At 64.0% G+C, this 12463-nt stretch carries 14 protein-coding genes and 1 tRNA gene; 10 read left to right on the forward strand and 5 right to left on the reverse strand.

Annotated features, from left to right (window positions below):
• Nucleotides 1-101 precede the first annotated feature (101 nt).
• Nucleotides 102-734, reverse strand: coding sequence for a hypothetical protein (locus AC0L3A_RS17555; protein ID WP_007599309.1), 633 nt, complete (start codon nucleotides 732-734; stop codon nucleotides 102-104).
• 208 nt (nucleotides 735-942) lie between these two features.
• Between AC0L3A_RS17555 and AC0L3A_RS17560 the strand changes: the two genes are divergently transcribed.
• The 8 genes from AC0L3A_RS17560 (at nucleotide 943) to AC0L3A_RS17595 (ending at nucleotide 7995) form a co-directional block, all read left to right on the forward strand.
• The gene (locus AC0L3A_RS17560; protein ID WP_473254844.1) at nucleotides 943-2460 is read left to right on the forward strand and encodes an AMP-binding protein; all 1518 of its coding nucleotides are present in this window, start codon (nucleotides 943-945) and stop codon (nucleotides 2458-2460) included.
• A 26-nt stretch (nucleotides 2461-2486) separates the two neighbouring features.
• Nucleotides 2487-3125 (forward strand): RraA family protein, encoded by a 639-nt coding sequence (locus AC0L3A_RS17565; protein WP_473254845.1) that lies wholly within the window; start codon nucleotides 2487-2489, stop codon nucleotides 3123-3125.
• A 135-nt stretch (nucleotides 3126-3260) separates the two neighbouring features.
• Nucleotides 3261-4184 (forward strand): hypothetical protein, encoded by a 924-nt coding sequence (locus tag AC0L3A_RS17570; RefSeq protein WP_354200564.1) that lies wholly within the window; start codon nucleotides 3261-3263, stop codon nucleotides 4182-4184.
• A 20-nt stretch (nucleotides 4185-4204) separates the two neighbouring features.
• Nucleotides 4205-4576 (forward strand): dimethylsulfonioproprionate lyase family protein, encoded by a 372-nt coding sequence (locus AC0L3A_RS17575; RefSeq protein WP_007599315.1) that lies wholly within the window; start codon nucleotides 4205-4207, stop codon nucleotides 4574-4576.
• Nucleotides 4577-4622: 46 nt separating this feature from the next.
• The gene (locus AC0L3A_RS17580) at nucleotides 4623-5579 is read left to right on the forward strand and encodes a tripartite tricarboxylate transporter substrate-binding protein (protein WP_473254846.1); all 957 of its coding nucleotides are present in this window, start codon (nucleotides 4623-4625) and stop codon (nucleotides 5577-5579) included.
• A gap of 97 nt (nucleotides 5580-5676) precedes the next feature.
• Nucleotides 5677-5753: transfer RNA gene (locus tag AC0L3A_RS17585), tRNA-Arg, on the forward strand.
• A gap of 117 nt (nucleotides 5754-5870) precedes the next feature.
• Complete coding sequence (locus AC0L3A_RS17590; protein WP_354200562.1) at nucleotides 5871-6593, forward strand: DUF2569 family protein; 723 nt, start codon at nucleotides 5871-5873, stop codon at nucleotides 6591-6593.
• A gap of 262 nt (nucleotides 6594-6855) precedes the next feature.
• Nucleotides 6856-7995: an amidohydrolase/deacetylase family metallohydrolase gene (locus AC0L3A_RS17595; protein ID WP_473254855.1), complete on the forward strand. Its 1140-nt coding sequence runs from the start codon at nucleotides 6856-6858 to the stop codon at nucleotides 7993-7995.
• A gap of 7 nt (nucleotides 7996-8002) precedes the next feature.
• On the opposite strand, the gene AC0L3A_RS17600 is transcribed toward AC0L3A_RS17595, so the two are convergent.
• The 3 genes from AC0L3A_RS17600 to AC0L3A_RS17610 are packed head-to-tail and all read right to left on the reverse strand — an operon-like array spanning nucleotide 8003 to nucleotide 9537.
• Nucleotides 8003-8599 carry a TlpA family protein disulfide reductase gene (locus AC0L3A_RS17600; RefSeq protein ID WP_473254847.1) on the reverse strand — a complete coding sequence of 199 codons (597 nt, stop codon included), beginning with the start codon at nucleotides 8597-8599 and terminating at the stop codon, nucleotides 8003-8005.
• Nucleotides 8592-9053 (reverse strand): DsrE family protein, encoded by a 462-nt coding sequence (locus tag AC0L3A_RS17605; protein ID WP_219684545.1) that lies wholly within the window; start codon nucleotides 9051-9053, stop codon nucleotides 8592-8594. Before AC0L3A_RS17605 ends, AC0L3A_RS17600 begins: the two co-directional genes overlap by 8 nt.
• 19 nt (nucleotides 9054-9072) lie before the next feature.
• Nucleotides 9073-9537 carry a DoxX family protein gene (locus AC0L3A_RS17610; RefSeq protein WP_473254848.1) on the reverse strand — a complete coding sequence of 155 codons (465 nt, stop codon included), beginning with the start codon at nucleotides 9535-9537 and terminating at the stop codon, nucleotides 9073-9075.
• A gap of 70 nt (nucleotides 9538-9607) precedes the next feature.
• Between AC0L3A_RS17610 and AC0L3A_RS17615 the strand changes: the two genes are divergently transcribed.
• On the forward strand, nucleotides 9608-10492 hold the full coding sequence (locus AC0L3A_RS17615) for a LysR family transcriptional regulator (protein ID WP_473254849.1): 885 nt from the start codon (nucleotides 9608-9610) through the stop codon (nucleotides 10490-10492).
• A gap of 18 nt (nucleotides 10493-10510) precedes the next feature.
• Here the strand turns inward: AC0L3A_RS17615 and AC0L3A_RS17620 are convergent, their stop codons facing one another.
• The gene (locus AC0L3A_RS17620) at nucleotides 10511-11656 is read right to left on the reverse strand and encodes an acyl-CoA dehydrogenase family protein (protein WP_007604639.1); all 1146 of its coding nucleotides are present in this window, start codon (nucleotides 11654-11656) and stop codon (nucleotides 10511-10513) included.
• Nucleotides 11657-11782: 126 nt separating this feature from the next.
• Here AC0L3A_RS17620 and AC0L3A_RS17625 point away from each other — a divergent pair, with 126 nt between their 5' ends.
• On the forward strand, nucleotides 11783-12460 hold the full coding sequence (locus AC0L3A_RS17625; RefSeq protein ID WP_219684547.1) for an alpha/beta hydrolase family protein: 678 nt from the start codon (nucleotides 11783-11785) through the stop codon (nucleotides 12458-12460).
• Nucleotides 12461-12463 lie beyond the last annotated feature (3 nt).

Consider the following 12463-nt stretch of genomic DNA (forward strand, 5'->3'; position numbering starts at 1 on the left):
CCCACCCCCCCCCCTGCGCGCCCCCCCGCACAAAAACCCCAAACCCCCCCCCCCCCCCCCCCCCGCCGCGCGGGCCCCCCCCCCCCCCCCACGGCGGTGACTCAGCCCTTCTTCGCGGGCTTGCTCGGCGTCGGGCTGAACAGCTTTTTGATGTCGTTCAATCCATCCGACAGCCGCGGCCATTCGCAGGAGAACGAGCCCTTGGTGCACGGGGCGCCTTTCGGCCGCGGTCGCGCGTCGCCGATGGCGGCCTGCTGGACCTTGGGCCGCTCGACCGGCACCGGCACGCGCTCGACCTCGGTTCGCAACGCGACCCGCTGGAGCTGCTGCACCTGTTGTTCCTGCTGCTCGCGCTGCTGGCGCGCGGTGGCCTGCGCGGCTTCATTGCTGCGGCGCTGATTTGCGAGATAGGCGGTGTAGGCTTCGTCGATCTTCTTCTGCTCCTCCGGTGTCGGATTGGGGCCGGCGATGTCGAAGGTGCGGTCCTGGAGGAAGTCGTAATAGGAATAGCCGCCGCCTGCCTTGCGCCGGCCGGCGAATTTGGCGTTGCAGTCTGCAAGCGCAGCCGTCTTCTCGGATTTGGTCGTCGCTTTCTCGGCGGCGTCGGCGCAGGCCTCGAAGTCAACAGGCGCGCGCTTCCACCATTGTGCCTGGGCATGCGACGGCGCCAGCAGGAAAAATCCTGCTGCGGCAACGACAAGCGCCGCACGACGCGATGCAACTACGTCCGACATTCTACGAGAGCATTCCTTGCAAAACTCAACCCGAACTGAGTCGGGCTGATTTTTGCCCCTTTATGGCCGGCTTGTCACCCATGGAACCCGGGATTTTCATGGCTGTGATGCTGACATTTTTTGCTTGACGTGGCGCAGGAGTCACAGCGTCACTTCATCCTGCGTTCGCCTCATTGGCGACGCCAAGAAAACGAAGTGGAAACGCCTGATGTTGCTGCCCCTGTCCGATGTGCCGCGCTGGTACGCCGAGCGCAAACCGCAAGGCACGATCGCCGTGCGTCACGGGCAGGATACGCTGACATGGGACGCGCTCGAACGCGGCGCCAATCGGCGCGCGCGGGCGTTCATGGCCAAGGGCGTCAAGCCCGGCGACTTCGTCGCAATCGGTTTGTCCAACGGCAATGCGTTCTTCGAGACTTCCTTTGCGGTGTGGAAATGCGGAGCGACGCCGACTTCGCTGTCATGGCGGCTGCCGCGCGGCGAAGCCGCCGCGGTGCTCGACATCCTGAAGCCGGCGCTGGTGGTCGGCGGCGAAGCCGACTGGAACGCACCGAACCGCCTGCCCGCGGATTTCGTGCCGGAAGGATTTTCGGACGAGCCGCTCGCCGCACCGGTGGCGCGCTATTGGAAAGCCATGACCAGCGGCGGATCGACCGGCCGCCCGAAGGTGATCCTCGATCACCAGCCTGCGGTGATCGACACGGTCGCCCCGCCGCCGCTCAACATCCCCTTCGGGGTCTCGCTGCTCAATCCCGGTCCGCTCTATCACAACGCGCCGTTCATCGTGTCGCACTATGCGCTGTTCACCGGCGGTCAGCTCACCGGCCTCGTCAAATTTGATGCCGAGGAGGCGCTGCGGCAGATTGCGCGCGAGCGCGTGCAATGGGTCAATTTCGTGCCGACCATGATGCACCGGATCTGGGCGCTGCCGGAGCACGTGCGCAACGCCTACGACGTGTCGAGCCTGCAAACCGTCTTCCACATGGCCGCTCCGATGCCACCTTGGCTGAAGGAGAACTGGATCGCCTGGCTTGGGCCTGAGCGGATCTGGGAGCTCTATGGCGGTACCGAGCGGCAAGGCTCCTGCATCATCTCCGGCACGGAATGGCTGACGCACAAGGGTTCGGTCGGCAAGATCGGCGAGATGGCGCGCTTGCGCATCATCGGCGAAGACGGCAACGACGTCGCGCCCGGTGAGACCGGCGAGATCTATTTCCTCAACAATGACGGCAGGGATGCCACCTATCACTATCTCGGCGCCGAGCCGAAGCGCCGCGCCGACGGCTGGGAATCGCTCGGCGATATCGGCAGGCTGGATGCGGAGGGCTACCTTTATCTCGGCGACCGCCTCGCCGACATGGTGCTGCGCGGCGGCGCCAACATCTATCCCGCCGAGGTCGAAGCCGCCGTCTCCGAGAGCCCCGGCGTGCGCTCCTGCGTTGTGGTGGGATTGCCCGATCCTGAACTGGGCCAGCGCGTGCACGCCATCATCGAGCCGGAGGGCGATGCGGACGGCCAGGCCATAGCCGACGGCATGGCGGATTTTTTGAAGGACCGGCTCAGCCGCTACAAGCATCCAGAAACTTTTGAGATCGTCACCGCCCCGCCGCGCGACGATTCCGGAAAAGTTCGCCGCACGCTGTTGCGCGACGAGCGCGCAGCATGGATGAAAGAGGGGCGCGCCTTCCGGATCTGGCCGGCGAAGGCGCGGACGCACGCCGAGTAAGAGAATTCACGGGAAGGACTGAGATTATGACCATCACCATTGCTGCGAACGCTGTGCCGAAGCCGCCGGCTGAGATCATCGAGGGTTTTCGCGGTGCGCCGACCTCGGTCATTTCGGACAATCTCGGCCGGCTGCCGGGCGCGGTGGGACTCAAGCCCTATCATCGCGGCGCCAAGCTGGTGGGCACGGCCTTCACGGTCCGCACCCGTCCCGGCGACAATCTCGCCATCCACCGCGCGCTCGAGCTGGTGGGCCCCGGCGACGTCATCGTGGTCGATGGCGGCGGCGATGAGACCCGCGCTCTGGTCGGCGAGATCATGAAGAACATCGCGCAGTGGCGCAAAGCTGAAGGCTATGTCATCGACGGCGCGATCCGCGACGTTGCGGCGTTCGCGGCCGATGACTTTCCCTGCTACGCCCGCGCGGTGATCCACCGCGGCCCCTACAAGAACGGCCCCGGCGAGATCAACGTGCCTGTTTCGATCGGCGGCAGCGTGATCTCGCCCGGCGACATCGTCGTCGGCGACGAGGACGGCGTGGTGTCGTTTGCCGCCGCCGGTGCCGCTGCGCTGCTGGACGCCGTGCGGGCCCAGGTCGCGCGCGAGGAGGCGACGCTGAAGGCGATCCGCGAGGGCCGTTATCAGGGCTCGTATGGAAAGTCCTGATCAACGCGAGGCTTAAGTCAAGCAATGGTCGGCTCGATCGCACGTCGATGTTGGCCATTGCCTCTTCAAAAGTGATCCCACAACTTTGTTTCGGTCAGACTTGCTTCATGCTTTTTGCTGCTGGGGATACTTCACGTGACGAGGAATTACGCGATCGTTCTGCCTAGCTTCTTCGTTCTGCTGGTCTCTGGCAGCAACGAGGTTGGTTCGTGGAAGATGCCGCCTATTGGCTCCGGTCGCGGGGCAGCGCCCATTTTCAATCGCGATCGCGTCACTGATAGTCATCTGGCAGTCGAGGCCGCTTCGACCGAGACAGAGCGACGACTAACTGAAGGGGTTTACGCAAAGGCCAACGGTCTCCCCCCAGGTGAGGTGGAAAAGCGCTTTGCGGCAAGTGGAGTCCTGCGATGTCCTGGTGGAGATAGCAGCGCTCAAGTGACTGGAGCGCGGGACGTGATTACCACGGCGGCTCACGCGTTTCGGGACCTTTGCAAACCGCATACGTCACCTGACAAGTGTATCTTCGAGTACTATCTCGGAGCCGAGAGGCGTACCATTCCTCTGTCAGCGACCCTATGGATGGGCACATGCGTTGAGAGTGCGCCCAAGGCGATTGTCAACGATTGGGCAGTCGCAAAGCTCGAGTCTGCCGCGGAAGTGACGCCTTACGAGATCAATGAACGGACTGAAATTGTGGTCGAGCTGGAGCGTGTCCTGGCGGTCGTCGGTTACGACATCGAAGCCTCGGGAAAGAGGGACAGGTACGGCCCCTTCAACAAGACGATTCAGGAGTGCCAGATACGCGACGTAAGGGATTGGTCGATATTCGAAACGAGCTGCGAGTTCACAGTAGGGGCATCAGGTAGCGCTTTGTTTCGTCTGTTGGACGGTCGAATGACTCTGTTCGGCGTCCTTAATGGAGACTATCACGACAAAGAATATTGCCCACGAGGCAGCTGCGAGTTCAAGAGCCGCCATTGGTCGAGCGTGTATGTTACCGTCAAGGGTGAGTTCAAGGACCGCCTTCTGGCTGCCGTGAGCCAGTCTGCTGCAAAATAAAGCGTAAAAGGGAGGATGGCGTGAGCCAGAAGGACGAATTCCACAATCTCGACGATACCGGCGACGGATTGTTTCGCGAGCTCGCGGCAGGGGTGACCACGCGCATCTTCTCCGGCGAACAGGCGATGCTGTCGGTGGTGACGCTGGCGCCGCATGCGCAAGGCACGCTGCATCATCATCCAGAGGAGCAATGGGGCGTGCTGCTCGACGGCTCCGCCATCCGCGTCCAGGGCAGTGAGGAGATTGCCGTGAAGAAGGGCGATTTCTGGCGCACGCCCGGCAACGTGCCGCACACCATGCGCGCCGGCCCCGACGGCGCCCGCGTGCTGGACATTTTCAGCCCGCCGCGGCCAGAATACAGAAAAGCGGGATCCGGTTTCGGAACGACTTAAAGCGCCAAGAGCAAAAGCCGGGCGCGAGAAAACAGGGGAGGGGACCATGACGATCACACGACGCGCGCTGCTCGCAGCGCCGGCTATTCTCGCGATGACGCCGGCATTGGCGCAGGCCTCAAAAATCACGCTGGTGGTGCCGTTTCCGCCGGGCGGATCGACCGATGCGATGGCGCGGCTGCTCCAGAGCCATCTGCAGACCAAGCTCAACCGCATCGTCATTGTCGAGAACAAGTCGGGCGCCGCCGGCGCGCTCGGCGCGGCGCAGGTCGCCAAGAGCCCGCCTGATGGCTCGACGTTCCTGGTCACCTTCGATTCACACGCGGTGATCCCCTCCATCCTCGACAAGCCGCCCGTCGATGTCGAGCGCGAGCTGATGCCGGTGTTGCTGGTCGGCACTGCGCCTTACGTGATCGCCGCCGGTGCCGGCCGTCCCTACAAGAGCTTTGCCGACGTGGTGGCGGCCTGCAAGGCGACGCCCGGCGCGGTGAAATATGCCTCCGTCGGCATCGGCACGCTCGGCCATCTCGCCATGACTGTGCTCGGCAACAAGGCCGGCGTCGAGATCATGCACGTGCCCTATCGCGGCGGCGGCCCCGCGATGAACGACGTGCTCGGTGGCCATGTCGACCTGATCGCGGGATCGGCGGCGCTGGTCGCAGCCCAGCTCGGCACCAACATGCTGCGTCCGATCCTGCAGCTCGGCCGCGAGCGGCTGCCCGGCCTGCCGGATACGCCAACCGCGATCGAGGCCGGCTTCCCGGATTTCGAGACGCTGGCCTGGTGGGGCATCTTCGCGCCCACGGGCACGCCGCCGGACATCGTCGCGGGCCTCGCGGCGGCGTCCAAGGAGATACTGAGCGAGCCCGCGACCGCCGCCCAGCTCAAGGAGACGCAGCAGATGACGCTGCTGCTCGAGGACGGTCCCGCCTTCAAGACCTTCTTCGACAAGCAGGTTGCCACTTGGGGCAAGGTGGTCCGGGACAACAATATCCGGGCGTAAGATGACCGGCAGCCCTCCGCATTGAGCAACGCGTAGGGCTTCCGATCTCCCCTCCGCTTTGATATGAAGCCCCGGTAGCCCGCTCTGCGGGTTCCGCGGTCCCGTAGCTCAGCCGGATAGAGCGACGGTTTCCTAAACCGTAGGTCGGAAGTTCGAGTCTTCCCGGGATCGCCATTTTCTCGAGAGCTAAGCGCCGCGACGGCCGCGGTACTGGTCGCCCCTCCAATTACTTTCTATCGTGACGTGTGTCGATCGCCGGCTAGGATATGGCGGGTGCAGGGGGGCGTTCGCATGGCGGATTCGTGGTTCTACGCGGAAGGTGGGCAGAAACGCGGTCCGATGCCGATATCGGAGCTCCTTCCGCTACTGGCTCGCATCGCAGATTCACCGCGCGTGTTGGTCTGGCGGGAGGGCTGGGAGAGCTGGAAGCCGGTCGCGGAGGTGCGTGAGATCACGGAGCACCTCTTTCGAACGCAGTCGCCGATGCCGGCACCGCAACCGGTCAACGCCACGCGGGAGCCGTCCGTTCCCGCAGAAGACGCTGCTGCCTTCAAGAACGTCCAACCCGAGATGACCGGTATCAGCGGTTGGCTCGCGCTACTCGCGTTCGGCCAAGTGATGGGCATTCTGCGCCTGATCTTCAACGTCGGACAATACGTGCAGTCGATCACCGACGAAACCTGGACTTACTTTCCGACGGTGATCTGGAGCGAAATGCTGATAAATGCCGCCATGATAGGCTTCTCGGTCTGGACAACGGTGCTCCTGTTCAGACACTCCCACAGATTTCCCGCCTTTTTCATCGTGCAAATGATCTGCGCTGTGCTGATGCCGCTCGTCGATCTCCTCTGCGTCGCATCGTTTTTTTCCGCCGCGCTGAACCGACCTTTCAGCGATTTTTTCATCATTGAAACGCGACAGGTCGGACAAACGGTTGTCGGTGTGATGAGTGCCGCGGTTTGGATAACGTACGTGCTTCGCTCCCGCAGAGTCGCGAATACGTTCACGAAATAAGCCGCGTTTGTGGTCCGCGTTGCGTCGGGCCTGATCCCGACCGCGATGCTGAGCTCGATGTCCGGCCGAATGATGCCGGATGCACTGGAGCGGCTGAAGGACGAGGCGCCGCGCGGATCGCAAGCCCAACGGGCACCGACTGCGGCCGATTTGCTTCGGCGGCGCGAAAATTGCTAACAGAGGTGACCAGGCTGGAAGTCTGCCTTCCAGCCTGGTCTGTTTCCCGCCTCTCACGATGCCTCAGCGATATCCGGAGACCATGATGCCTTTCGACTTGATCCTGCGCGGCGGCCGTGTGGTCGACCCGTCCCAGAAGCTCGATGCCGTGGCCGATGTCGCCTTTGCGGGTGGCAAGGTCGCTGCGATCGGCAGCGGGCTCAAGGCGGATCCGGGCACTGACGTGCGCGACGTCTCGAAGTTCATGGTGACCCCGGGGCTGATCGATCTCCACACCCATGTCTATTGGGGCGGTACGTCGCTCGGCATCGATGCCGAGGAATTCTGCCGTCTCTCCGGCGTCACCACCGCGGTCGATACCGGCAGCGCGGGGCCCGGCAATTTCGCCGGATTCCGCAAGCACGTGATCGAGCCGAGCCAGGTCCGCATTCTCGCTTATCTGCACGTCTCGCATGCCGGCATTTTCGGCTTCTCGCACCGGATCATGGTCGGCGAGAGCGAGGAGCTGCGGCTGATGAATCCGATCGAGGCGGCCAAGGTGGCCGATGCCAACCGCGACCTCATCGTCGGCATCAAGGTGCGCGTGGGGCTGCACTCCTCGGGCACGTCGGGCGTCGTGCCGCTCGACATCGCGCTCGAGGTCGCGAACGAGGTCGGCATGCCCCTGATGGCGCATATCGATCATCCGCCGCCGAGCTACGAGGAGGTGCTGGGCCGCCTGCGCCCCGGCGACGTGCTCACCCATGCGTTCCGGCCCTTCCCCAACACGCCCGCGACCGCGCAGGGCACGGTGAAGCGGGCGGTGCTGGACGCCCGCGAGCGCGGCGTGCTGTTCGATATCGGCCACGGCAAGGGCTCGTTCGCGTTCAAGACCGCGCGCGCCATGCTCGCCAACGGCTTCTATCCGGACACCATCTCGTCCGACATTCATCAACTGTGCATCGACGGCCCGGCCTTCGACCAGGTCACGACCCTGTCGAAATTCCTGTGCATGGGCATGCCGCTGTCCGACGTCATCGCAACCTCGACGGTCAACGCGGCGATGGCGCTGCGGCGGCCCGAACTCGGCAGCCTCAAGCCAGGCAGCGTCGGCGACGCCACGCTGATCTCGGTGAGGGAAGGCCAGTTCGACTATGAGGACGTGGTCGGCGAGCACCTGATCGGCGACCGCAAGATCGTCTCCGAGTGTGTCGTGATCGGCGGCCGCTGGTGGCATCCGAATTGATGCGGCGCTAGCCCCGCTCGCGATAGAATTGCAGCAGCTGCGCGCCTGCCGGAGAAAGCCAGTCGGGCGCACCGGCGATGTAGCCCTCGACGTGACCGCTCGTTCCGACGAGATAGGTGATGGGCATGCCGACGAGGGAGAATATCGCGGTCGATGCTTCTGCCGCTGCGCCATAGGCGTCGACATAGCAAGCGAGGTTCTGCACGGCGAGGCCGCTGAGAAACGTGCGGATCTTGCGCAGGTCTTTGGTATCCGTGCAGATCGCGACAACATCGAGCCGGTCCGACCGTGATCCCGCGAGACTTGCGAGCACAGGCAGATCGAGCCGGCAGGCCGCGCACCAGGTGGCCCAGAAATTGACGAGGGTGATGCGGCCCGGCTTCGCGCTCAACGCGACCTCCTTCCCGCCAATGTCTTGAAGCCTGAGCATTGGCATCGACGCGCGCGGCTGCACCAGCGTGAACTGACTGCGGCCGGCCTCGAACACCGGCGGCCAGTCTTCCTGCGCATGGGCCGCGCGGAAGGAGGCAACAAGCGCCGGCGCGGCCATCATGATCGATCGCCGCGACGGCAATGCACCGCTTTCGCGCGCGGTCTCACGCATGAATGTAGGCCCAGCCCTTGAGTTGCAGATCGACCACGCGGCCGATGCCGAACGGCACGAGGCTGGCACCTGCTATCAGCGGAATCGGGACCTGCTCCTTGGCTTCGGCGATCGCTTTTGACGATGCGCACATGCTGTAGGCGAGGTTGGGCAGCGACTGCCGCAGCGCCGCGAGCGGCTCGACCAGCGGACTCCTGTCCGCCCGGAAGACGTCGATGCCCTTACCATTGGCGACGACCTCGATCAGCAATCGCGCGCCCCTGTCCGCAAAGTGCTTCGAGAGGTTGGCCGAGTAGCTGATCGCGTGTCCCATGACATAGGGCTCGTTGCTGTCGATCAGGATCACGACGCCGTCGGCGAGACGATCCTCCTTGGCCGCGGCGGTGCCGCCGGCCGTGAGGATCGCGGTGCCGGCGAGCAGGCCCCTGCGGGACCATCCGTTGGCAGAAATCATGGCTGCGGCGTTCAGCTGTTCAGAACTGACGCGGCGCGATCGGCGCCTTGCGGTCGCGCCCCCACAGCACGAACAGGCTGAGCGCGAGCAGAACGACGTTGAGCGGCGTGACCGGCGCCTCGCCGCGCGAGATGTGGAAGACGAGCGCCAACACCTGCAACATGGAGCAGCCCAGCGCGGCCAGCACCGTCAGCCGGGGCAGGACCCGCGTCAGTGCCGGCAGCAGGATGCCGGTTCCGCCGGCGAGATCGACCAGCCCGATGAACCGGACGAACGTTGCGGAATACTGCCCGGCCCAGGGCATCATCGCGGCAAGCTCTGGAATCGGCGTCAGCAGCTTGACTAGCCCGGCTGCGGTGAAAACGAAAAAGAGCAGGGCCTGTGCGACCCAAAGGCCGATACGAATGGCGCGGCCGGGGGAGGCAGTCTCGAAGGCGGTGGTGGACACGGGTGGTTCTCCAAAAAAGGTGACGGTCGCCACCATTTGATAGTTTCCTCATATTTGATCATTATGCGTCCCGGGATTAGTTCATTTCCTGGGTGTTGATGATTTCATGGATTCCTTAGTCAGCATGAGGTTGTTCTGCCTTGTGGCCGAGCTGAAGAGCTTCGCGACCGCGGCGCAGCGCCTGCGCATCTCGCCCGCGATGGCGAGCAAGCATGTGATGCAGCTCGAGAAGCGGCTGGGCACGCGGCTGCTCAACCGCACCAGTCGGCGCGTCAGCCTGAGCGAAAGCGGAGCGCTCTATTTCGAGCAGGCGCGGCAGATGCTGGACTCCCTCGACGAGGTCGAAGCCGCCGTCAGCAATGCGACGGTCGTTCCGCGCGGCACGCTGCGGCTGACCGCGCCGGTGTGGATGGCGAACACGATCTTCGCGGGCGTGCTGGCGGACTACCAGGCGCGCTATCCGGAGGTGCGCCTCGACGTCGATCTCAGCGGACGGATGGTCAATCTGGTCGAGGAGGGATTCGATCTCGCCCTTCGCGCGACCGCCGCGCCCGACGAGGCGCTGATCGCGCGGCCCATCACCAAGGTTGCGTTCCATATGGTCGGCGCGCCCGCTTATCTCGATCGCGCGGGGCGCCCGACCAAACTTGCCGATCTCGCCGGCCAGGCGATGCTGCACTACGCGCTGTACCCGGGTGAAACCTTCTCCTTCGAGGGCGAGCACGGCACCGAGACCGTCAAGCTCAATCCGGTCCTGCGCAGCGGCAATGAAACGCTGCTGCACATGGCGGCGCTCGAAGGCATGGGCCTCGCCTTCCTGCCGAAATGGCTGGTCGCGGAGGATATCACCGCCGGCCGCCTCGAGCACGTCATGCCCGGGCAGGTCCTGTTCGAGGGCAAGCTATTCGCGGTCTATCCCAGCCGCAAATACCTTTCTGCCAAGGTCCGGACGTTCATCGACTTCGTCGCGGCCAACAAGCGGATGAGATAGCCGGCTATAGCGAGCTGATTAGAGCGACCTCGCGATCAACAGCTTCATGATCTCGTTCGTGCCGCCATAGATCTTCTGGATGCGGGAATCGATGAAGATGCGCGAGATCGGATATTCCTGCATGTAGCCGTAGCCGCCGAACAGCTGGAGGCATTCGTCGGCGGTCTCGACCTGCTTCTCCGAGCACCAGTATTTCGCCATCGACGCGGTCACGGTGTCGAGGTCCTTTGCGACCAGCCGCTCGATGCACCAGTCGACGAAGACGCGCGCGATCATCGCTTCGGTCTTGCGCTCGGCGAGCTTGAAGGCGGTGTTCTGGAAATCCATCAGCGGCTTGCCGAACGCTTTCCGCTCCTTGGTGTAGTCGACGGTGAGTTTTATGGCGCGCTCCATCGCGGCGACCGCGCCGACCGCGAGCGCGAGGCGCTCCTGCGGCAATTGCTGCATCAGCTGCACGAAGCCCTGGCCTTCTTCGCCGCCGAGCAAATTGTCCGGCGGGACCGTGACGTTGTCGAAGAACAGCTCTGAGGTGTCGGAAGCATGCAGGCCGATCTTGTCGAGGTTGCGCCCGCGCTTGTATCCATCCGCGCCTGAGGTTTCGACCACGATCAGCGAAATGCCCTTGGCGCCGACATCGCCGGTGCGCGCGACCACGATGACGAGATCGGCGGCCTGGCCGTTGGTGATGAAAGTCTTCTGTCCGTTGATGACGTAGGAATTGCCCTGCTTCCTGGCGGTGGTCTTGACGGCCTGCAAATCCGAGCCGGTGCCGGGCTCGGTCATGGCGATGGCGCCGACCATCTCGCCCGAGGCCATCTTCGGCAGCCAGCGCTTCTTCTGCTCCTCGGAGCCGTAATTGAGGATGTAGTGCGCGACGATGGCGCTGTGCACGGACACGCCGGTCGTCAGCTCCGGCACCGTGCTTTCGAGGTCGTCGAGTACGGCGGCATCATAGGCGAAGGTCGCGCCGAGGCCGCCATATTCCTCCGGCACGCTTGCCAGCAGCGCGCCCATCTCACCGAGCCCGCGCCAGGCGAAGCGGTCGACCATCTTCTGCTCGCGCCATTTTTCGGCATGCGGGGCCAGATCCTTGGCAAGATACTTCCGGAACTGATCGCGGAAGATTTCGAGCTCTTCGGTCATCCAGGAGGAGCGGTAGGACATGGTCACCTCGGTCAATGCGGCTTGCCGGCTTGGTAGGCCAGCCTTCGGCGGCAATTATTGTGTTTTCAGGCTGCGCCGGTGACGCTACCAAGGCGACCGGAAACGCGTCTTTCGGGATGGTTGATTGTGGCTGTCAAAACTCAAGAGCTCAAGCTCGACATCGCGCGCATCGGCACGGTGTCAGCGATCCTGACGCAGCCGGACAAGGCGCGCTCCTGCTACGTTCTGGCGCATGGTGCCGGTGCAGGGATGCGGCACGCATCGATGGACAAGATTGCGGAGGGGCTCGCGAACCGCGGCATCGCGACGTTCCGCTTCAATTTTCCCTACATGGAAAACAAACAGGGCCGTCCCGACCAGCCGGTGGTCGCCCATGCCACGATCCGCGCGGCAGTCGAGGAAGCCGCGCGGCTCTGCCCCGGTGTGATGCTCGTTGCGGGCGGAAAATCCTTCGGCGGGCGCATGACGTCGCAGGCGCAGTCGAAGACGCCGCTGCCTGATGTCAAAGGGCTCGCCTTCCTCGGCTTTCCCCTGCACGCCGACAAGAAGCCATCGACCGAGCGTGCCGAGCACCTCGCCCGTGTCGAGATCCCGATGCTGTTCCTGCAAGGCACCCGCGATGGGCTCGCCGATCTCGGCCTCCTCAAGCCCGTCATCGCCGCTCTTGCCCCGAAGGCGACGCTGCACGAGATCGAGGGCGGCGATCACTCCTTCGCGGTGCTGAAAAAGTCCGGTCGCAGCAACGAAGAGGCGCTTGCGGAGGTGCTCGACACGCTCGCGGACTGGATCGACAAGCTCGCCTGAAAT

Source organism: Bradyrhizobium sp. MI1.3 (assembly GCF_055811695.1).

Coding starts and splice junctions, on each gene's coding strand:
- AC0L3A_RS17560 (WP_473254844.1), top strand. CDS start 943: ATGTTGCTGCCCCTGTCCGATGTGCCGCGCTGGTACGCCGAGCGCAAA.
- AC0L3A_RS17555 (WP_007599309.1), bottom strand. CDS start 734: ATGTCGGACGTAGTTGCATCGCGTCGTGCGGCGCTTGTCGTTGCCGCA.
- AC0L3A_RS17620 (WP_007604639.1), bottom strand. CDS start 11,656: ATGTCCTACCGCTCCTCCTGGATGACCGAAGAGCTCGAAATCTTCCGC.
- AC0L3A_RS17590 (WP_354200562.1), top strand. CDS start 5,871: ATGGCGGATTCGTGGTTCTACGCGGAAGGTGGGCAGAAACGCGGTCCG.
- AC0L3A_RS17605 (WP_219684545.1), bottom strand. CDS start 9,053: ATGATTTCTGCCAACGGATGGTCCCGCAGGGGCCTGCTCGCCGGCACC.
- AC0L3A_RS17595 (WP_473254855.1), top strand. CDS start 6,856: ATGCCTTTCGACTTGATCCTGCGCGGCGGCCGTGTGGTCGACCCGTCC.
- AC0L3A_RS17610 (WP_473254848.1), bottom strand. CDS start 9,537: ATGGTGGCGACCGTCACCTTTTTTGGAGAACCACCCGTGTCCACCACC.
- AC0L3A_RS17600 (WP_473254847.1), bottom strand. CDS start 8,599: ATGCGTGAGACCGCGCGCGAAAGCGGTGCATTGCCGTCGCGGCGATCG.
- AC0L3A_RS17565 (WP_473254845.1), top strand. CDS start 2,487: ATGACCATCACCATTGCTGCGAACGCTGTGCCGAAGCCGCCGGCTGAG.
- AC0L3A_RS17615 (WP_473254849.1), top strand. CDS start 9,608: ATGGATTCCTTAGTCAGCATGAGGTTGTTCTGCCTTGTGGCCGAGCTG.
- AC0L3A_RS17580 (WP_473254846.1), top strand. CDS start 4,623: ATGACGATCACACGACGCGCGCTGCTCGCAGCGCCGGCTATTCTCGCG.